Here is a 20622-nt window from a genome sequence, read left to right as displayed (position 1 = left end):
CCTGCTTTGCTGTTGAGCGAACACATTGCGCGCCGCCCGCCGGTTCGGGTGGTTGCCACATTTGCGCAGACAGCAGGATAAGCATGTTCGAAACCATTGAAGCGCAAGCATTGAAGGAAACCGCGTCTAACGAGTTGAGGGAAGAGTTTCTCCAGCGCGAGTTCGAACGGCTCAAACCGTTCAGCCTGTTGATCTACGTGGTCAGTGTGTTCATGTGGCTGCTGTTTGATCTGATCGTCAGTTTTCTCGGCGGCCAAGGCTTCACGTGGCGCTCGATGGCGTTTCTCGCTGGTTTCGCGCTATTGACGGTGGTGCTCGGTTTTACGCGCAGGGCTAGCCATTTCGATGTGCTCACCTTGCTGCTGGTTTTGGGATTGACCGTCGGTGTGCGAATGATCGGCGACGGCCTCGCGCCTGATTCGCACAGCTTGTGGCTGGTGCTGGCCGCAGCGAGCATGTTGTACAGCGTGTCGGTACTGCCGCTGCGGCGCTGGGCGTTCTTCGCGGTGCAAGGTGTGATCTGGGTGATCCTCAACCCGTTTCTCGCCACCACTACCGAAATCACTGAACTGCGCGGCGTTCTGACTGCCTGCTACAGCGTGTTCCTCTGCGCACTCACGGTGTACACCTTTTTGAAGTTCCGTGAGGCCAAGCTGAACAACTACCTGATGTCGCGGTTGCTGCTGGATCAGGCCTACAACGACCCGCTGACGCAAATTCCCAACCGACGCTCGTTCATGACCCACGCAGGGCAACGGCTGCTGGCAAGCCCGCGCGAGCGCGATCATTACCTGATGATGATCGACATCGACAACTTCAAGAAGGTCAACGACACCTACGGGCATGACATCGGTGATGAGGTGCTCATTCGCGTCGCTGCCGATATCAAGGCAGTGATGATTGCGTTTGACTACGCGCGTATGGGCGGTGAGGAGTTCGCGATCTATCTGGCGGGAGTGCGGCGCGAGGATGTAGAAAGCCTTGCCACGCAGCTGTGCCAGTCAGTGCGTGAACACCCCACCCAGCACCCGGTCACCATCAGCATCGGCATTACCCGGGTGGCCGAAGGTGACTCGTTGAATCAGGCGCTGATCAAGGCGGATGCGGCGTTGTACGCATCAAAGCATACGGGCAAGGACCGCTTCACGTTTCATCAATAAAAAGCGCGGCGGCGGGCCAACTGTTGGATGCTCAAGCCACCTCACGCTCCAGCAACACCCGCGTCACGCGCCGCTCTTCAACCGCTTTGACGGTCAATTGCCAGCCCTCGTACTCCAGTCGATCACCGGTCATCGGCAACCGATCCAGCAGGCTCATGACCAACCCGGCCATGGTCTGATAATCCTCGGTCGGCTCGGCATCGAAGCCGGTACGCTGGCGAACGCGAGCCAAGGGCAGCGCGCCGCTGACCAGAAACCCGCCGCGCTCTTCGACCACGTCCGGGCCTTCGATTTCGCTGGCGTCGGGTAACTCGCCGGCGATCGATTCGAGGATGTCGGTCATGGTCAGTACGCCGACAAAATCGCCGAATTCGTTGACCACGAAGGCGATGTGCGTCGATGCCGCGCGCATTTGCTCCAGCGCATTGAGGATCGAATAACTGTCGAGCAGATTGATCGCCTTGCGCGCCAGATGCTCAAGGCTCGGCTCGTTTCCGGCCAGATATTCCTTGAGCAGTTCTTTCTTGTGTACGAAGCCCAACGGCTCATCCACCGCACCATCGCGAATCAACGGCAAGCGCGAGTACGACGAATGCATCAACTTCGTACGAATGGTTTCGGCATCATCGGCAAGATCAATCAGGTCAACGTCGGCGCGCACCGTCATCAGGTTGCGGATCGGCCGTTCCGCCAGTTGCAGCACACCGCTGATCATCACCCGCTCACGACGGTCGAACAGCTCGGTCACCGGCGCTTCACCGTTGTCCAGCAGGTCGGAGATTTCCTCGCCAACCTCCTCCGCCGCCAGCTTGCGGCCACCGAGCAGACGCATCACCGCATGGGCTGTGCGCTCGCGCATCGGGCGCACGCCCTGCATCGAACGTTTGCGCCGAGCCCGGGCGATCTGGTTGAACACCTCGATGAGGATCGAAAAACCGATGGCCGCGTACAGGTAACCTTTCGGGATATGGAAGCCCAGACCTTCTGCGGTCAGGGCAAAACCGATCATCATCAGGAAGCCCAGACACAGCATGATCACGGTCGGATGCGCGTTGACGAAGCGGGTCAGCGGTTTGCTGGCGACGATCATCAGTCCGATGGAAATGATCACCGCGATCATCATCACCGCCAGTTCATCGACCATGCCCACGGCGGTGATCACCGCATCAAGGGAGAACACGGCGTCGAGCACCACGATTTGCGCCACGATCGGCCAGAACAGCGCGTAGGTTGTGTTGGTCGAGCGCTCGCCAACATGGCCTTCGAGGCGTTCATGCAACTCCATCGTCGCCTTGAACAACAGGAACACACCACCGAACAGCATGATCAGATCACGCCCGGAGAAACTCTTGTCGAACACCTCGAACAACGGCTGTGTGAGCGTGACCAGCCAGGAAATGCTCGCCAACAGGCCCAGACGCATGATCAACGCCAGCGAAAGGCCGATGATCCGCGCACGATCACGCTGATGCGGCGGCAGTTTGTCGGCAAGAATTGCGATGAACACCAGGTTGTCGATACCCAGTACCAGTTCCAGCACGATCAGAGTCAACAGGCCTAACCAGGCCGTGGGATCCGCTAACCATTCCATAAAACGTCTCGATCTCTCTTCGGTGAATTCAGGCTGCCGGACACGGCGAAGTGCAACGCGAAGGCTCAAGAGCCGCGTTATCAACCATAGTCGGGAGTCGGAAGACGGGATGCTGCGAATGGATCAAGACCGCGCGAAGGCGCGCTGGAGAATGCTGACTGGGAGGCTCCGAGAGGGTGTTCATGTAAATCCTGAATGCAAAATGGCCTTGGAGCGTACAGGGTCGACCGGCCCGTTCCACAGCGGCAAATCATTTCAAAATCTGTATGAATGAACTCGACCGGAGATTTTCAGCGCTGCTGAAGACGCCTTCGCGAGCAAGCTCGCTCCCACAGGGTTTGAGCGGCGCAGCGGATTTCAGCGTAAACCCAGCTCATCGATATGCTGATACTGCGCTTGCAGCGCGGTCGCCAGTTCTTTCGCTCGGCCCAGGCGAATCGGCCCGCGCTCAATGTCGATGAGCAATCCGGGGCACGCCAGCACGGGCAACCCAGACACGTCCTTCAGGCGACCATCGGTCACGATCAGGCAGCGCTGCCGTTCGGCGGGAAAGCGCTTGCGCCGCACTGTCAGCCACTGCTGCGCCTGCGCCAGCGCCGCGAGCAACGGCGTGCCGCCACCGGCGCCGAGGCCGTCGAGCCAGACACTCAGGCCGCTTGAGGCCTTCAATCCTTGCACCTGCCATTTCGGCGCGGTGCCACTGGCCGTCAGCAAAGCCAGCCGCGCCCGCTGGCGGTAAGCGTCGTCGAACAGTTCCGCGAGCAGGCCCTTGGCATCGCTCAAGGCCTGATGGCGACGAGTCGAAGCCGACGCATCGATGATCACCAGCCAGATCTCATGGGGTGAGCGGGTGCGTTGCTGGAACAGCAGATCGGCGCGGCGCCGGGGGCGGCCATTGAGGAGCGTGCCCGGCCAGTTCACCGATCCGCTGCCGGCCCCATTCCGCTGGCCCTGGCGGCCATTGTCGAGTTGTCCGGCACGGGGTCTGGCATTCGCCCCCGCGTCGGATCGGGGGCGAATGCCTAGGGCTTTTTTGCCAGCGGCGGCCAGCTCGGAACTTCGCGGCGGGCACCGGTGGCTTGCGCCGTTGCCGGCATCTCGCCCCACTGGCCCTGCCCTTCGCTGGGTTTGCTGTCTGCGGCTGACGGAGATTGCGCTTGTGGCTCCGCGCCAGCCAAGGGCTGCTCGCGACGGCGATGGCGCAGGGCAAATTCGGCCACCGCGTCGATATCCTCTTGCGCAATCGCATCGGCCCCCCGCCACGCGGCATGGGCGCGCGCTGCGCGCAACCACACCAGATCGGCGCGCAGGCCATCGACGCCAGCGGCAAAGCAACGCTCGGTAATCAGCGCCAGTGCCGCATCATCCAGCGGGATGGCTGCCAAGCGCTCGCGGGCGCTTTCACAACGCGAACGCAAAATCTGCTGCTGGCTTTTCCATTGCGCGCAGAACCCTTGTGGATCGCTGTCGAAATCCAGCCGCCGACGAATGATCTGGCCGCGCTCGGCGGGCGCGGTGTGCCCGCTGAGGGCGACATTCAAGCCGAAACGGTCAAGCAGTTGCGGCCGCAATTCGCCCTCTTCCGGATTCATGGTGCCGATCAGGACGAACCTCGCCGAATGCCGGTGGGAAATGCCGTCACGCTCGATCAGGTTGGTGCCGCTGGCGGCGACATCGAGCAACAGGTCCACCAGGTGATCGGGCAGCAGATTGACTTCATCGACGTACAGCACGCCACCGTCAGCCTTGGCCAATACTCCGGGGAGAATTGCGCGCGCCCGTCGCTCAGGGCAGCGTCGAGATCGAGGGTGCCGACCAGGCGTTCTTCAGTTGCGCCCAACGGCAAAGTGACGAACTGGCCACTGGCGAGCAGATCCGCCAGGCCCCGGGCCAATGTCGACTTGGCCATGCCGCGCGGCCCTTCGATGAGTACGCCGCCGATTTTCGGGTCAATGGCGGTCAGGCACAGGGCGAGCTTCAAGTCATCGGCGCCGACCACGGCGGAGAGCGGGAAATGTGGGGTGTCGGTCATTTTGGGTACTCGGTCATGGTCGGTGAATTGTTTCAACTGTAGGAGTGAGCCTGCTCGCGATGGCGGTGTATCAGTCAACTTATGGATTTGCTGAACTATCGCTATCGCGAGCAGGCTCACTCCTACAGGGGATCGCGTTGTGTCAGGTGTCTTCTTCTATGTCCAGCAGGAGGTTTTCCAGCGCCTCTTTATACGCTCCCGGCTCCTGCCACATCCCGCGCTGCTGCGCCTCAAGCATGCGCTCAGTCATGTCGCGCAGTGCATGGGGATTATGCTCACGGACAAAATCCCGGGTCGCCGGGTCAAGCAAGTACGCATCCGCCAGCAACGCATATTGATGGTCGTCGATCAGCTGCGTCGTCGCATCGAAGGCGAACAGATTATCAACCGTCGCCGCCAGTTCGAACGCGCCTTTGTAGCCGTGACGCTTGACTCCGTCGATCCACTTCGGGTTGGCCGCGCGCGAGCGCACCACGCGGTTCAGCTCTTCTTTCAAGGTACGAATCTTCGGCAGATCCGGCTGGCTGTGATCGCCGTGATAACTGGCTGCCGCCTCGCCACGCAGGCTCTCCACCGCCGCGAGCATGCCGCCCTGGAACTGGTAATAATCATTGGAATCGAGCAAATCATGCTCGCGATTGTCCTGGTTTTGCAGCACTGCCTGCACCTGGCTCAAGCGCTGACTGAATTGCTCGCGGGCGGCGGTACCTTCGTCAGCGCCGCCGTACGCGTAGGCACCCCAATTCAGATAAACCCCGGCGAGGTCTTCGCGGGTCTGCCACAGGCGCCCGTCGATAGCGCCTTGCACTCCCGCGCCGTACGCCCCCGGTTTCGCGCCAAAGATGCGCCACCCGGCCTGACGCCGCGCGGTGTTCTCATCAATGCCCGCTTGCAGCAGCGCTTCACGTTCAGCGCGCACTTTGGCGGCCAGTGGGTTCAAGTCGTCAGGCTCGTCCAGCGCGGCCACCGCTTGCACGGCGGCGTCGAACAGGCGGATGAGATTGGCAAACGCATCACGGAAAAACCCCGAAACCCGCAGCGTCACGTCAACACGCGGGCGATCGAGCAGACTCAGCGGCAGAATTTCGAAGTCATCCACGCGCTGACTGCCCGTGGCCCAGACCGGACGCACGCCCATCAGCGCCATGGCCTGGGCGATGTCGTCGCCGCCGGTGCGCATGGTTGCGGTGCCCCACACGGACAAGCCGAGTTGGCGCAAGTGATCGCCGTGGTCCTGCAGATGCCGTTCGAGAATCAGCGTTGCCGACTGGAACCCGATGCGCCACGCGGTAGTTGTGGGCAGATTGCGCACGTCGACCGAGTAAAAGTTGCGCCCGGTGGGCAGCACGTCGAGGCGGCCACGGCTGGGCGCGCCGCTGGGGCCGGCGGGGACGAAACGACCGCTGAGGGCGTCGAGCAGACCGCGCATTTCAGCCGGCCCGCAAGCATCGAGGCGCGGGGCGACGACTTCGCGCAGGGACTGGATGATCTCATTCACATCAGACCACCCTGGCCCCTGTGGGAGCGAGCCTGCTCGCGAAAGCGGTGTGTCATTCAAAACTGAATTGCCGGACCCGAGGCCTTCGCGAGCAGGCTCACTCCTACAGGGATTTTGTAGTGTTTGGGAGATCAGGTCTGCAGCGAAGAGTTCGAGGCGCTCGCGGGTGTCGCCGGCGGTGCGCCAGACTTCTTCGCTGATGGTCTGCAACTCGGTCGGCCGCCGGCCGCTCCAGGGATCGGCCAACGCGCAATCCAGCGGATCAAAACCGAGCTCAAACGCCTTGGCCAACGCTCGCAACAAGCTCGACTGCGCGCCCTTGCCGTCTCCGCGCGGGATGCGCAGCAGCGCCAGCAACGTGTCGATACGCAAGCGCCCGCTCGGCGATTCGCCAAATATGTGCAACCCATCGCGAATCTGCGATTCCTTCAGATCGCACAGATAAGTATCCAGACGCGGCAACCAGATCGCCGCATCGGCGTCGCTGTCCAGCGCAGCATCCAGTTGCAGTTCACGGTCGATCTGCGTGTCTCGCACCAATTGCAGAATGTCGCGCTGTAGCTCACGGGCGCGGCGCGGATCGAGCAGTTGCGCCTCGTAATATTCGTCGGCGAGCAACTCCAGATTGCGCAGCGGCCCGTAGGTTTCGGCGCGGGTCAGCGGCGGCATCAGGTGGTCGATGATCACCGCTTGGGTACGCCGCTTCGCCTGAGCGCCCTCGCCGGGGTCGTTGACGATGAACGGATAGATATTCGGCAGCGGCCCGAGCAGCGCGTCCGGCCAGCAATTCTCCGAAAGGCCAACCCCTTTGCCCGGCAACCATTCGAGATTGCCGTGCTTGCCGACGTGGATCACGCCGTGAGCGCCGTAGGTGTTGCGCAACCAGAAATAGAACGCCAGATAGCCGTGCGGCGGAACCAGATCCGGGTCGTGATACACCGCGCTCGGATCGACCTGATAACCGCGCGCCGGCTGAATGCCGACAAAGGTCAGACCGAAACGCAGACCCGCAATCATCAGGCGGCCGTCGCGGCACATCGGATCGTTGTGTGGTGATCCCCAACGTTCGACCACCGCCGCGCGATTTGCCTCCGGCAGCGCGTTGAACATTGCCAGGTAATCGTCCATCGCCAGGCTCTGCTGACAGGGACGCAGATCGAGGCTGTCGAGGTCATTGCTGACACCGCCGAGCAGTTGCTGGATCAGCTCGGTGCCGCTGTCGGGCAACTCAGCTGTGATGGGATAACCTTCGGCACGCAATGCCCGCAGGATGTTCAGCGCCGCCGCCGGCGTATCGAGGCCCACACCGTTGCCGATGCGGCCGTCCCGGGTCGGGTAGTTGGCAAGGATCAGCGCGATGCGTTTTTCGCCGTTCGGCACGCGTGCCAAAGCAACCCAACGCCGCGCCAGTTCGGCGACGAAATCCATGCGTTCGGGCTGAGCGCGGTAGCAGACCACATCGGACTGACTTCGCTCGCTGCGCCAGGCCAGATCCTTGAAGCTGATCGGTCGGCTGATGATGCGCCCGTCAAGCTCCGGCAAAGCAATGTGCATCGCCAGATCGCGCGGCCCAAGGCCTTGCTCGCTGTCGCGCCAGCCGGGTTCGTTGTCCTGAGCGCAGATCGCTTGAATCACCGGGATGTTGCGGCGGAACGGGCGCAGATGCGGCGCTTCGGGGCTGGACTGGGCAAAACCGGTGGTGTTGAGAATCACCCCCGCCTCGACTTCATCCAGCCAGTCCTCAACCACCGACAGGCAGCCGGGTTCTTTCAGACTGGCCACCGCGATCGGCAGCGGATTGAGCCCGGCTGCCTGCAAACGCTGACAGAACACATCGATGAACGCCGTGTTCGCCGCCTGCAAATGCGAGCGATAAAACAACAGCGCCGCCACGGGTTGATCGGGTCGCCATTCGGCTTGCCAATCGCTCAGGGCAGCGCTGTTTTTCTGTGGGTGATAAATCGCCGTGCGCGGCAGGGTTTGCGGCTCGCTCCACGGGTAATCGCGGGCGAACCATTGGTTGCCCAGGCAATGGAAGAAATCCAGCGCATTGCCCATGCCGCCTTGACGCAGAAATTGCCAGAGTCGATCGCGGACTTCGGCGCTGACCGTGCTCAAGTCGCTCAACTCCGGATCCGGGCGGTCATCGCCGGGCACCAGGATCAGTTGCACGCCGCGCTCCGACAACTCGACCAGCCGCTCGACGCCATAGCGCCAATAGGCAATACCGCCATGCAGCGAGATCAGAATGACCTTGGCGTGGCGCAGCACTTCGTCGACGTACAGGTCGACCGAGGCATGATTCTGCACCTGCATCGGGTTGGCCAGACGCAGGCTCGGGTAGTCTTCGGGCAGTTGCTGCGCAGCCTCGGCGAGCAGCGCCAGGCTGGAATCGCCGCTGCACAGGATCACCAGCTCGGCGGGGGTTTGTCCGAGATCGGCAATGTTGTCGTCCGAGACGAATCCGCCGGGCTGGGTCCTGAGCAGGTGCATGGCTTAAACGCTGAGCGCGGCGCGCAGTTGCGCTTCGAGTTGCGCGGCATCCAATTCCTGGCCGATCAACACCAGACGCGTCACGCGCGCTTCGTCGGCGCTCCACTGACGGTCGAAATGCTTGTCGAACCGCGTACCCACGCCTTGAATCAGCAGGCGCATCGGCTTGTTCGGAATCGCGGCGAAGCCTTTCACGCGCAGGATGCCGTGTTGCACGACCAACTGCGTCAGTGCGTCGAGCAGCAGGCTTTCGTCGGCTTGCGGCAGTTCGATGGAGATCGAGTCGAAGGCGTCGTGATCGTGGTCATCGTGATCGTCATCACCGTCGTGGTGATGGTCGTGGTGACTGTGTCGGCTGTCGATGTGCTCTTCGGAACCGGCGCCGAGGCCGATCAGCACGTCCAGCGGCAGACGGCCGCTGCTCGCTTCAATGATTTTTACCGCAGGTGGCAGCTCTTCGGCGACTTCCAGACGCACACGCGCCAGATCTTCCGGACTGGTCTGGTCGGCTTTATTGAGGATCACCAGATCGGCGCTGGCCAGTTGGTCGGCGAACAGTTCGTGCAGCGGTGACTCGTGATCGAGGTTCGGGTCAAGCTTGCGCTGGGCATCGACCTGATCCGGGAACGCGGCAAAGGTGCCGGCGGCTACGGCCGGGCTGTCGACCACGGTGATTACCGCATCAACGGTGCAGGCGCTGCGGATTTCCGGCCACTGGAAGGCTTGCACCAACGGTTTTGGCAGGGCCAGGCCCGAGGTTTCGATGAGGATGTGATCGAGATCGCCGCGACGCGCGACCAGTTCGCGCATCACCGGGAAGAATTCTTCCTGCACGGTGCAGCACAGGCAGCCGTTGGCCAGTTCGTAAACGCGGCCGCTGGCTTCTTCTTCGGTGCAACCGATGGTGCACTGCTTGAGGATTTCGCCGTCGATGCCCAGCTCGCCAAACTCGTTGACGATCACCGCAATGCGCCGGCCCAGAGCATTGTCGAGCATGTGCCGCAGCAAGGTGGTTTTGCCCGAACCGAGGAAACCGGTGACGATGGTGACGGGGAGTTTGGCCAGTGTTTTCATCGGTATGCCCTTTGGCAAAGCGGCGGGCATACGGGACGAGAACCGGCCACGCGCAGGCGCGCCGGAAGTATTCGCCACCGGATCACCCCGCCCGGTTGAAAGTGAGAGGCAGGTCTCCTGGCTGACAGTGTTCAGGCGCCGGGCCTGGCATTCGCTGCGCCTTCCCGCGGGCTCGTGGACCGAGCTGGCAGTGGCGTGGCAGCGAACATCACCGTTCACAGTTGCGGGGGCAGCCGCGGCTTTGACCGCGTTCCCTTCTTAGCTTCGACAGATGCCGAAGAACCTCGAAGGCGCAAGGCTACGCATGGCTTGGTGATGGGTCAATGCTTAGGTTTCGTGGATATTCACTACCGCCCGAAATTGACTCAAACCCACCCACATGCTCTCCTGTACGCCTTGTTACGGGTGCCCTTCACAGGGTGAAACGGGAAACCGGTGAATCATGTGCTTTACTCAGAGCCATGTCAGTCCGGTGCTGCCCCCGCAACGGTAAGCGAGCGAAGCGTCAAAACCACTGTGCCGACCCGGCATGGGAAGGTGACGCTTGCAGGTCGGCCAGGCGCCAACCCCTCGCGAGCCCGGAGACCGGCCCGCAACACACAGTGCGCAATCGGCGTCACTGGACATAACAAACCCGCGGTGGGCGGGCGCTGTTCGTACCTCTGCGCGTCCGTCACGCAGGGTCCGCATGCGTTCGACTGCCCCTGACACTCCATAGGGAAGCGCCATGTCGATCATCAGCAGCACCGCCAGCAACACGGACAAAATCGCCAGCACCACCCCCCTCAGCCAACGCCTGATCGCCGCAGCCTTCGCCTCGATTCTCGGCGCGGGCCTTGTGTATTTCGCCGGTTTTTCGCATATCGAAGCGGTGCACAACGCCGCCCACGATACCCGCCACAGCGCCGCGTTTCCGTGCCACTGAGACCTGTCAAATGATCAAGCGAATTGCGCAAACCGCAGGTTTCAGCGGCCTGCTGGCCGCCCTGCTCCTCACGGTGCTGCAAAGCTTCTGGGTCTCACCGCTGATTCTTCAGGCCGAAACCTTTGAAAAATCCGAACCGGTCGCCCAAGTCCACGAACACGCGGCCGGCACCGCAGCGCACAGCCACGATGGCGAAGCCTGGGAGCCGGAAAACGGCTGGCAGCGCGTGGTTTCGACCACCGGTGGCAATCTGGTGGTGGCGGTCGGTTTCGCTCTGATGCTGGCGGGCCTGTACACCCTGCGTGCGCCGCGCTCCACCGGGCAAGGCTTGCTCTGGGGTCTGGCCGGTTACGTGACGTTCGTTCTGGCGCCAACGCTGGGCCTGCCGCCGGAATTGCCGGGCACCGCTGCGGCTGATCTGACGTCGCGGCAGATGTGGTGGATCGGCACTGCGGCCTCAACCGCCGTCGGCCTGTCGCTGATCGCCTTCAGCCGGCACTGGCTGATGAAGCTGCTCGGCGTAGCGATTCTCGCGGTGCCGCATGTGATTGGCGCGCCGCAGCCGCTGGTGCATTCGATGCTCGCGCCCGAAGCGTTGGAAAGCCAGTTCAAGATCGCTTCGCAGTTGACCAACGTGGCGTTCTGGCTGGCCCTAGGCCTTATCAGCGCCTGGTTGTTCCGCCGCAACAGCGACGGTCACTATCACGCATGAGCGATGACCGCGCGGCGTCCACGCTGGTGGTCGGCCTCGGCTGCCAGCGCGGCTGTCCGACCAGCACGCTGCGCGCGTTGCTCGACCAGGCCTTGCAGGCACACCGTATCGAGCTCAAGTCGATCAAGGCCTTGGCCAGCATCGATTTGAAGCGCGACGAACCGGGCCTGCAGGAACTGGCCGTACAACTGGCCTTGCCCCTGCTGTATTTCAGCAGCGAGGAATTGGCCGGTTACCAGTCAATGCTCAGCCACCAGTCGCAAATCGCGTACGAACGCACCGGCTGCTACGGCGTGGCGGAAAGTGCAGCGCTGGCGCTCGCCGAACAACTGTTGCAGGCGCCGGCAAAGCTGCTGATCAGCCGTCAAAAATACGCTCAAGCCACTCTGGCATTGGCCGGCGCCGCGTAAATCCTGATAATCGCCGCCATCCATCATGAGCAATCTTCATCTGTAGCGTTGTCGCGCCTCTTCTCCAAGGATCCAACGATGACCGTTTATTTCATCGGCGCCGGCCCCGGCGACCCGGAATTGATCACTGTCAAAGGCCAACGGTTGATCCGCCAATGTCCGGTGATCATCTATGCCGGTTCACTGGTACCCGCTGCGGTGCTCGAAGGGCATCAGGCGCAAACCGTGGTCAACAGTGCCGAGCTGCACCTTGAGCAGATCATCGAGCTGATCAAGACCGCGCACGCCAACGCCCAGGACGTCGCGCGGGTACATTCCGGTGATCCGAGCCTGTACGGCGCGATCGGTGAACAGATTCGTTATCTGCGTGAGCTTGATATCCCGTTCGAGATCATTCCGGGCGTGACGGCCACTGCCGCCTGTGCGGCGTTGCTCGGTGCCGAACTGACCCTGCCGGATGTGTCGCAGAGCGTGATTCTGACTCGCTATGCCGACAAGACTGCGATGCCGGTCGGCGAAGAATTGGCCAATCTGGCCCAGCATGGCGCAACCATGGCGATTCACCTGGGAGTCAAACATCTGGAGAAGATTCTTGTGGAGTTGTTGCCGCATTACGGTGCAGATTGTCCGATTGCGGTGATTCACCGGGCGACGTGGCCGGATCAGGACTGGGTGGTGGGCACGCTGGCGGACATTGCCGACAAGGTTGCAGCGAAAGGCTTCCGGCGCACCGCGTTGATTCTGGTCGGGCGGGTGCTGGGCAGCGAGGTGTTCAGTGAGTCGTCGTTGTATCGGGCGGGGCATGCGCATCTTTATCGCCCTTGATGGCCTCTTCGCGAGCAGGCTCGCTCCCACCCTGGGTAAAGCGGGGGCATAAAAAACGGCGCTCACGGGGCGCCGTTTTTCTTGTTCGCAGCGAACGCCTTAGTAGTAGGCGTTTTCTTTCTGCGTGTGGTCGGTCACGTCGCGCACGCCCTTGAGCTCAGGGATGCGCTCGAGCAAGGTGCGCTCGATGCCTTCCTTCAAGGTCACGTCGGCCTGGCCGCAGCCTTGGCAACCGCCACCGAACTGCAACACGGCAATGCCGTCTTCCACAACATCGATCAGGCTGACCTGACCGCCGTGGCTGGCCAGCCCCGGGTTGATTTCGGTTTGCAGGTAGTAATTGATGCGCTCGTTGACCGGGCTGTCGGCGTTGACCATCGGTACTTTGGCGTTTGGCGCCTTGATAGTCAGCTGGCCGCCCATGCGGTCGGTGGCGTAGTCGACCACGGCGTCGTCGAGAAACGCTTCGCTGAACGAATCGATATACGCGGTGAAGCTTTTCAGCCCCAGCGCCGTATCTTCAGGTTTTTCTTCGCCCGGCTTGCAGTAGGCAATACAGGTTTCGGCGTACTGCGTGCCAGGCTGGGTGATGAAGACGCGGATGCCGATGCCCGGGGTGTTCTGCTTGGACAGCAGATCAGCCAGGTAGTCGTGGGCGGCGTCGGTAATGGTAATAGCGGTCATGGAAACTCCTCGCAGGCTTGGGCGCAGTTTACGCCAAATGACGCGCCTGACAAAGTCCTAGTATTTTTGTCGGAAAACGCTGGATTCATCGCTCGCCCAAGCGCCTCGCGGCGTCGTCAGGCCTGCTTCCGCTAGCGGGCTGCCCCGTATACAAATGGATACTGAGACAAGCACCAGGCATATATATGTATGCCTCAGGGATTTTTTCGACCGATATATTCCCCGCCTTCGTTTACTTGCACGTTTCCATTGCACTTATTTCAGAGGCGCTCAATGAATACATCTTTATCGAGATTTTACAGCAGAACGCCGCCGCGCAGACTGCAGGACCTCAACCACCTGATCAGTTATCTGCACGCGCTAGTCGGTGAGCATTTCAACGGTGATGCCCGCGACCTTTACTATCACCCTCCTGCCAGCTCCGCCCTGGGGCGCGAGTGCAAGGAAGCATTTCGCGTACTGAAAAAGCTGGAAGAGGATGAAGACTTCATCAGGCATGTTTCAACACCGGTCGGCGTGGATACATCGCCTCTGGGAAATGACTTCTTGTCTGATCTTGTCTCTTTCCAGTTGAGCTCCAGCAAAACGCCCGCCCCCTCCCCTCCGGAAGTTTTCACCATAGCCGGTTACGCGGTCACTCTCAGACAGCTGCCGATGTACTGGTCCATTGATGTCGATGTCTTGCTCGACATTCACCGTAAAGTCGGCAACGGCGTCAAAAGCGACGGCTCGGTAAGGCTCGATCTTGTCCTTGCCTACTATTCGCTGCAACCACTTCGACCCACCAATAACGCCGACTGGCAACGCCTTCTGCACAATCTGGTTGACCATCGCGCACTGTGGCTGCTTGGGCATGATGGACACGTCAGTGACCTTGAGCACCTGTTCGGCGCTACGGGTGATCAAGCGATCCTGCGCATTGTTCGCCAGATTGAACTGGAAACATCCCGCTCATTGCTGGCAAACCTCCTCCCGGGAAAATTCAATGACAAATTGGAGAACTTTGCCAACACCACCCCCGTCGCTCTTCTGGAAACCGTTCTAGGTGCTGCAAAGAACCTGCAACTGGCTCTACGCATTGCCCGCGAACTGGACTGGTACGGTGCACGCGACAATCAGCAGTGCCCCCCTGCCGTATTGAAAAAACTGCTGTGGCGAGCACTCTGGCTGACGGTAAAACCCGGTCCCCATGGCAACTATCGAAACGAACTGCAGATCCTTATCGAAACAGGCAGCCGTTACTCGCTCATACGTCAGTCGCTCATCGAGCACTTTCAACGATCGCTGTCGGTCAACCGCCCCACGGCATTACTGGCAGTGGCCGTCCTGAAAAGCCATATCGCCAGCGAGGCGTGGGTACAGGACATCCCCGAGGATCTTCCCTACGGCACTTCCAGCACCTGGGTCAATTTCAAGAGTGGCTTTATTCTGGCCGAAAGCATCGCGCCCGGTTCACCCCGGCATATGACGTTCGAACAGCTGGTCAACCTGCCAGCCGAGCATTACCAGGCGCATGTCGATGATGCCGAGCAACAACGCCTGGTAACGGCAGCGAAACTGCGTCCCACGGTGGACTGGGCAGTGGAGACCGGTCTTCTTGGAGAACGTCACGGAGCTTACTCGATAAGCGAAGTCGAGCTGGCAGTGCAGACCCTCGAGCAGCACGAGCGCGATGTGGTCCGTGCAATGCAAGACCTGACGCTCAGGCCCCCGAGTCGTTTTCGTTACCAAACGGATGCTGCCTTCGAAGAGGCCTTCCGCAACTGGCTGGATACACCGCGAGCCGCCTACGCGACGCTGATCAAAGCATTGCTGAGCCAGTATCTACCCGCCTGCGGCACGGATCTGGAGCGCGATGAAGTCGTCGTTTACTCATTAAGGCTGCCCCTCCATGACACTCAGGTGGAGCATGAGAATCCGGCAAACACCAACGCGGTTCGTGCACGCTCGGGATTTATTCTGCGTACCGTCAATCCCGCCTACCCGACGGATGTTCGCTACATTGAAGTTTTTCCGTTCGCGGGCGTCGTGCGTTGGCGCAAAGAGCTGAAATCCTTGCAGGTGGGGGGTGAAATTGCTGTCGAGAGCATCGGCTCCAGCAGTCGGACCACCCGGGGCTCCTTCAGAAAAGGCACACCATTGCCCTTCGATTGGGATGCCTATCGCGACGGCTCCAAACCCAGAGACAACCAGCAGGCGACGTTGATTGTGGAACAGGTCGCCGAGACGTTAGAGGCTGTGCCGATTGAACAGCGCGCCCCTGACGTAGCGGCGCGGACTCTGCCCTTCGCTGCGAACAACCTGACGTCTGCGCGAGCTGAAAGCCTGGCCGCGATGATCGCCCGCGAACTGTTTTTCAAAGATGAATCGGCCTTGCTCGAGCAAACCCGCAAGGCCACGCGCAGCATGGATCTGGGCAGAGATTTTCTGCAGGATCTAGCGTTCTGGGGAAAGATATTCGTGCCGTTCTGGAGCGCCATCGACGATCTGACTTCCGGCGAACCCAAGCGCATTGAAAGCGGTGGCCTTGGCCTGTTCACCGACATTGTTTCCTTTGCCCTGCCCATTGGTAAATACATTGCCGGCTGTACGCGTCTGGCAACGCAGGCTGGCAAGCTCGGCATCCGCATGGCCTTGCCCAGGTTCGCCAGCCTGACGCGAACGCTGGTGATCTCGACGCTTCAGGAACTCAATCCGCTGGAGTCGGTGCTGTCATTGCTCAGGCTGGGGCGATTCACTCTGCGCAAGATTGGTCGCGCAACATTGCGCCAGACGCGGATGGGAATTGCACGTCTGCGTGATGGGTCGGTTGCGGCCCACCATCTGATGGCCGTCGACCCCACCACATGGACACCGCGTCAGCCTGGCGACCGGCTGTGCACGGTCGAGGGGATTGCCAACATCCCCATGCGCAACGTTGGCAGCGCTGACGCAGTGGATTATCGCCTGATCGATGCGCTGTCGAGCCAGGCTTTCGGCCCGCGCTTTCGCGAACCTCTGACGGTAATGAGCAACAGCAGCCCGTTGTTGCGTCCATACGCGGTAGAACCAAGCTGGATTTCCGGATTGAAAGCCGACTCGCGAGGCATATTCTTCCGGCCTGAATACAACCAGAGGTTCATCTGCAACATCGATGAGCACGGCACTATCGCCGTTTACCAGATTCGGGAAAACTCGTATGGATTCATCAAGGAAACAGCGATGACCGGCGAAAACAGTTTTTCCGTCGTGCTGGTCAATCCGAAAAACAACCGGGACCTTTCGATCAACCTGTCATCAGTCAGACCCGGTCACTGGTATAGCCACCCGATCGGGATGAAAGGCGGCGCTCCCGAACACTCAAATAAGGTGACACCCCTGATCCTCACCCAATGGTCTGAGTTCAGTGAGCAGGCGTTGGGTCGAGCCATCAAGGATTTTGCCAAAAAGCACAGACTGGATCCGGAAACCTTCCGGCAATTCGTTCATACCCAAGGTCAATTGACCCCGCTCGGCCAGCAGGTATTGGACCAAGCTGAAATCGCACGCGTCGCTGTGACGTTCGAAAACCTGCAGAACTGGCGAGCGATGGCGCGGGAAGACCGCAATAGCCTTACCCTTGAGGGGTTCGCCGCTGAGCACAATCTCGATCCTGCGGATCTCATGGATCACGTCAATGCTGACGGCAGCTTCAAAGCGCGGGGGAAAGTGCTGGAGAAATACGCCAGCAACCAGCGCTTCACACCCTTGACGGCTGAACATCTCAACGAGTGGGAGAGGCATTTCCTCGCAACCGGTTCGGCAACCACGATGGACATGTTCGTCCACAACAATGATCTCAATCCAGTGCTCTGGGCCACGTATGTCAATGACCGGGGTGAATTGCGAAGTGCAGTCCGGGAGAGCTTGCAGTTGATCGCCGCCTCCGAACCGGTAGAAATACTCCCGCGTAAATCAATTCCCGTGGGTTATGGAATAAAGTCCGGCCCCAGGCACCTGCCGGAACCGCCGACGCCCAGCAGCCCCGAGCCAACATCGCTGCCCACAGCTGGCAGTTCCAAGCGTCCCAGACTGGACAATCCTGCTACAGCCACAGCAAGTGCCTTGGATCTAACGCCATCACTGGGTCACCACATCAATAACAACGCCCCCATTTTGCAAGATCCGACAGATGTCAGAATCAGCCTCACGCACCAACTGGAGGGTGATATAGACAAAATCGCAATTACTGACGCCAACCGGTTTTTCGCGGACTTTCAGGGCCCCAGACTCAAGGAGATGCAGCGCAGAATCACCGAGGATGTCCATGAGTGGATCTTCGAAGAAGGCGTGCATCACGACAGGCTGACTGATCGCTTCGAGCTCAGGCGACCCACTGACGGTCCAGAGAGGGGACTGTCAGTGTTCGCCAAAATCGATATCGAGCCTTTCGAAGTCCTCGGTCCTTACGCGGGAAAGTTGCACCGCACCGCCAAGTCCCTGCATGCGGAAATGCTCGACAAATCCCATGAATCGGTCAGTACCTTTCTGTTTGCAACCGCAACCAAAGGCGCAACGCTCAGCGGCCATGGCAACAGCAACCTGTTGAGCATGATCAACGCGGTGAACGTACCCGGCCAGGCGAATATTGGCGTCGAGAACGTCGGCTCGATCTGCGTCGGCAAATACATGGTTTTCCTCGTCGCGTGGGAGAAAATTCCGGCGGGCACCGAACTGTTCCTCGATTACGGCACGGACTACTGGAAAGCCTTCAAGCCCGCTGGCGCAGCGTCAGCGTCCGATCCGACATGAGCGCTGCTCAGCATTGACGCACCCGACGGCGCAGGCCAAAAGCCTGCGTCGTTGTCTGCTCAGAGATTCTCGTAGCGATTCATGTCCAGCACGCCTTCTTCCACCGAATCGGTTTCGTGGAGGTACTGGCTCAGATCATGGAAATAAAACCAGAACTGCGGGTGACTGCGACGGATACCCCAGCGCTCGACGATTTTCTCGAAGCGATGGGCATCCCTGGCATTTTCCATCGCATCGACGAACGCCGGGACCTGATCCGCCGGTACGTTGAAGATGAAATTCGGATAGCTGGTCAGCACGCCCGGATAGATCGTCAGGGTGTCGAGGCCCGGCTGATAGCGCAGCGATTCACCCAACAGGAACGCGACGTTGCTGTGCGCACGGTTGCGCAGCAGGCTGTACACCTCACGTTTACCGCCCGCCGTTTCGATGCGCAGCAGCGTCGCTTCGGGCAACTGATCGATGACTTTCAATCCGGCAGCCGGGCGAGAGGCCAGGTGACTCAGGGCCTGCTCGGCATTTTGCAGTGCCGGGTCGATGTTCGGCCGCGAGCAGTAAGCGCCATCGCAACGATTGATCGGATCCGGCCGCGCATTGAGATCACCGTAACGCCCCAGCAATTGCATCGCAAAGTCGCGTTTCGGGTCTTTTTCGTCGAGTTTCAGTGCGCTCGGCTTGTCGTCATCGATGGCTTCATAGTCGAGCCACATCTTGAACTGGCCGCTGCTCTGGTACCAATCATTGAGGTAATCCTCGCGGGAATCGGCCGGCATCAGGCGCAAAAAGTTCTGCTCGGCGCCGTTGCGGATAAGGTCGAAGTACAGACGCGTCTGCGCCTGATGGGAGACGTTGCCGAACACATCGAAGTTGACCGCCAACTGGTAATAGGTGCGTTCGAGCAGCGGATAGTCGAACAACCACATCGTCTGCGGCACGTCGCCGATCAAGCCCTTGACCACCGCTGCGCTGTCGAAATGGCGGAAGATACTCAACAGCGCGTTGTCATTGCCGGCCCACAGGGTCGACCAGCTCGGCGCCGGGATATCAGCGTAGTTGTCGCGGCGCAGCGCCTCGTATTCGTTACGTTTGTTGCGATAATCGCGCCACAGGCTCAGAACACTGCCGACGTCATCGTTCTGCCCCGGCATGGCCAGCAACGGCGTGGCCTGACCGCGATAGCGCGGGTCGGTGATGTACAGGTCATGCTCAGGGGCCTGGAACAGCGCCCAGAAGTTGTCGCGGATCACATCGGTTGCAATTTGCCCCCGGCACACCGGGCCGCGAATAAAGGTACGGACGAAGTATTCGGCGTTGTCGAGCATGAACTGATAGCGCGCCTGCGCCGGAATCGCTTCGAACGTGGCAAATGGATTGGCGCGACTCTGCGGGCCATAACCGGGCAACGCATCGACCTGCCAGTTGCCGCTGTAGAACAGGCTTTTGACCCGCGCCATCTTCGCCGCACTCAGCGGGTAAGTGATGTGGGTCTTATGCACGATCACCCCTTGCACCGGCCACAAGCGGTAATACACCTGCGTACCCGGGTCGTCATTGGGCCGGCGCGTGGCGATCAGGTCGATCGGTTGACCGGTCGGCGTGCGCGAACGCACCCACTGGAAAAAATGCCCCGGCTCGCCATCCTTGAAATGGATGTGCGCCAGATACCAGTGCTCGAACAGCCAGCGCGCGACCAGACTCTGCCGAGCACCGGGGGCGTTGAGCAGGTGTTCCCACTGGACGATCTGCAACGCCTCTTTGGCGCTCGGCGCCAGCCCCTGCTCATCAATCGGCGCGCCGGACGCCAGCCAGCGCTGCAAGGTTTGATATTGCTGGTCGGTCAGCCCGGTGACCGCCAGCGGCATGCCTTCTTTGGGATGCGCGCCGGCATAAGCGTCGAATTCCGCGGGCATCGCACACAGATTGCTGCGGTTGAGCCCCAGCACAATCTCTTGCGGCAGTTTGGCATTCGGTGTCAGCGGGGTTTTGTGGCCGAGTTCGAGCATACGCGCCATCAGTGCTGCCTGGCTGCCCTGGGCATCTAGCACCGAATAGAAATCCTTCTGCTGCCAGGCACGTTTGCCGAACGCGTCGTAGAACAATCGGGTGGTCGGTGCCGCTTGAGTCCGTTCACCGTCGTAGACCGGCATCTTGCTCGCGCCGCGGGCGGCGCCTTCGCCGCTGCCCAGGTTCAACTGGCAGGCCGAGTCATAGCAGGCGTGGCAGGCAACGCATTTCTCGGTGAAAATCGGCTGGATATCGCGCGTGTAACTGATCGGGGACGAGGTCGCAGGCGTCTGCGCTGCAGCAACGCCGCTCAGGAACAGCAACATGAAACTGATGACGCGGTACGACATGCTGCTGATCCCGATTGTAAAAAAGGCTGCGATTCTACCGTTATGACGTTCGTACCAACATGAGCGATATTCATGGAAAAGCCCGGCATGCTCC

General features: G+C 60.6%; 12 protein-coding genes, 1 pseudogene and 2 riboswitches. Of the genes and pseudogenes, 6 read left to right on the top strand and 7 right to left on the bottom strand.

Translation table 11 applies throughout. The features are described from left to right. The first annotated feature begins 83 nt into the window (after nucleotides 1-83). Entirely contained in the window at nucleotides 84-1160 is a 1077-nt protein-coding gene (locus tag ACZ0AZ_RS21350) for a GGDEF domain-containing protein (protein ID WP_463538079.1), read from the top strand. Nucleotides 1161-1191: 31 nt separating this feature from the next. Here ACZ0AZ_RS21350 and ACZ0AZ_RS21345 read toward each other — a convergent pair whose 3' ends face one another. The 5 genes and pseudogenes from ACZ0AZ_RS21345 to cobW form a co-directional block, all read right to left on the bottom strand. Continuing rightward, nucleotides 1192-2751, bottom strand: coding sequence for a TerC family protein (locus tag ACZ0AZ_RS21345; protein ID WP_463538078.1), 1560 nt, complete (start codon nucleotides 2749-2751; stop codon nucleotides 1192-1194). Between the two features lie 357 nt (nucleotides 2752-3108). Then, the gene (locus ACZ0AZ_RS21340; RefSeq protein WP_310405262.1) at nucleotides 3109-3801 is read right to left on the bottom strand and encodes a vWA domain-containing protein; all 693 of its coding nucleotides are present in this window, start codon (nucleotides 3799-3801) and stop codon (nucleotides 3109-3111) included. After that, nucleotides 3774-4783, bottom strand: a pseudogene (locus ACZ0AZ_RS21335) (ATP-binding protein). The gene ACZ0AZ_RS21340 and the pseudogene ACZ0AZ_RS21335 overlap by 28 nt, the downstream one beginning before the upstream one ends. 142 nt (nucleotides 4784-4925) lie before the next feature. Then, nucleotides 4926-8774 (bottom strand): cobaltochelatase subunit CobN, encoded by a 3849-nt coding sequence (cobN, locus tag ACZ0AZ_RS21330; RefSeq protein WP_463538077.1) that lies wholly within the window; start codon nucleotides 8772-8774, stop codon nucleotides 4926-4928. Between the two features lie 3 nt (nucleotides 8775-8777). Next, nucleotides 8778-9848, bottom strand: a complete 1071-nt coding sequence (gene cobW, locus ACZ0AZ_RS21325; protein WP_129998574.1) for a cobalamin biosynthesis protein CobW — start codon at nucleotides 9846-9848, stop codon at nucleotides 8778-8780. 90 nt (nucleotides 9849-9938) lie between these two features. Beyond that, a riboswitch (cobalamin riboswitch) is annotated at nucleotides 9939-10150 on the bottom strand. An 84-nt stretch (nucleotides 10151-10234) separates the two neighbouring features. Continuing rightward, nucleotides 10235-10456, top strand: a riboswitch (cobalamin riboswitch). Between the two features lie 119 nt (nucleotides 10457-10575). Between cobW and ACZ0AZ_RS21320 the strand changes: the two genes are divergently transcribed. From ACZ0AZ_RS21320 to cobM, 4 genes are all read left to right on the top strand, one after another. Next, nucleotides 10576-10773 carry a CbtB domain-containing protein gene (locus ACZ0AZ_RS21320; RefSeq protein ID WP_039758617.1) on the top strand — a complete coding sequence of 66 codons (198 nt, stop codon included), beginning with the start codon at nucleotides 10576-10578 and terminating at the stop codon, nucleotides 10771-10773. Between the two features lie 10 nt (nucleotides 10774-10783). Further along, the gene (locus ACZ0AZ_RS21315) at nucleotides 10784-11485 is read left to right on the top strand and encodes a CbtA family protein (RefSeq protein WP_039758619.1); all 702 of its coding nucleotides are present in this window, start codon (nucleotides 10784-10786) and stop codon (nucleotides 11483-11485) included. Continuing rightward, a complete protein-coding gene (locus ACZ0AZ_RS21310) occupies nucleotides 11482-11895 on the top strand; it encodes a cobalamin biosynthesis protein (protein ID WP_039758622.1) in 414 nt (137 codons plus the stop codon). The genes ACZ0AZ_RS21315 and ACZ0AZ_RS21310 overlap by 4 nt, the downstream gene beginning before the upstream one ends. 78 nt (nucleotides 11896-11973) lie before the next feature. Continuing rightward, a complete protein-coding gene (cobM, locus tag ACZ0AZ_RS21305) occupies nucleotides 11974-12720 on the top strand; it encodes a precorrin-4 C(11)-methyltransferase (RefSeq protein WP_039758624.1) in 747 nt (248 codons plus the stop codon). 99 nt (nucleotides 12721-12819) lie between these two features. On the opposite strand, the gene nfuA is transcribed toward cobM, so the two are convergent. Beyond that, complete coding sequence (nfuA, locus tag ACZ0AZ_RS21300) at nucleotides 12820-13404, bottom strand: Fe-S biogenesis protein NfuA (protein ID WP_003225494.1); 585 nt, start codon at nucleotides 13402-13404, stop codon at nucleotides 12820-12822. Between the two features lie 273 nt (nucleotides 13405-13677). On the opposite strand from nfuA, the gene ACZ0AZ_RS21295 reads away from it, so the two are divergent. Further along, a complete protein-coding gene (locus tag ACZ0AZ_RS21295) occupies nucleotides 13678-18174 on the top strand; it encodes an SET domain-containing protein (RefSeq protein ID WP_463570694.1) in 4497 nt (1498 codons plus the stop codon). 59 nt (nucleotides 18175-18233) lie between these two features. Here ACZ0AZ_RS21295 and ACZ0AZ_RS21290 read toward each other — a convergent pair whose 3' ends face one another. Next, nucleotides 18234-20528 (bottom strand): fatty acid cis/trans isomerase, encoded by a 2295-nt coding sequence (locus tag ACZ0AZ_RS21290; RefSeq protein WP_463570696.1) that lies wholly within the window; start codon nucleotides 20526-20528, stop codon nucleotides 18234-18236. Between the last annotated feature and the right edge of the window lie 94 nt (nucleotides 20529-20622).

It is taken from the genome of Pseudomonas sp. AC239, from assembly GCF_979258545.1.
Note: the sequence above shows the minus strand (reverse complement) of the source record. Positions and strands in the feature narration are given on the sequence as shown.

Coding starts and splice junctions, on each gene's coding strand:
- ACZ0AZ_RS21350 (WP_463538079.1), top strand. CDS start 84: ATGTTCGAAACCATTGAAGCGCAAGCATTGAAGGAAACCGCGTCTAAC.
- ACZ0AZ_RS21345 (WP_463538078.1), bottom strand. CDS start 2,751: ATGGAATGGTTAGCGGATCCCACGGCCTGGTTAGGCCTGTTGACTCTG.
- cobN (WP_463538077.1), bottom strand. CDS start 8,774: ATGCACCTGCTCAGGACCCAGCCCGGCGGATTCGTCTCGGACGACAAC.
- cobW (WP_129998574.1), bottom strand. CDS start 9,848: ATGAAAACACTGGCCAAACTCCCCGTCACCATCGTCACCGGTTTCCTC.
- ACZ0AZ_RS21320 (WP_039758617.1), top strand. CDS start 10,576: ATGTCGATCATCAGCAGCACCGCCAGCAACACGGACAAAATCGCCAGC.
- ACZ0AZ_RS21315 (WP_039758619.1), top strand. CDS start 10,784: ATGATCAAGCGAATTGCGCAAACCGCAGGTTTCAGCGGCCTGCTGGCC.
- ACZ0AZ_RS21310 (WP_039758622.1), top strand. CDS start 11,482: ATGAGCGATGACCGCGCGGCGTCCACGCTGGTGGTCGGCCTCGGCTGC.
- cobM (WP_039758624.1), top strand. CDS start 11,974: ATGACCGTTTATTTCATCGGCGCCGGCCCCGGCGACCCGGAATTGATC.
- nfuA (WP_003225494.1), bottom strand. CDS start 13,404: ATGACCGCTATTACCATTACCGACGCCGCCCACGACTACCTGGCTGAT.
- ACZ0AZ_RS21295 (WP_463570694.1), top strand. CDS start 13,678: ATGAATACATCTTTATCGAGATTTTACAGCAGAACGCCGCCGCGCAGA.
- ACZ0AZ_RS21290 (WP_463570696.1), bottom strand. CDS start 20,528: ATGTCGTACCGCGTCATCAGTTTCATGTTGCTGTTCCTGAGCGGCGTT.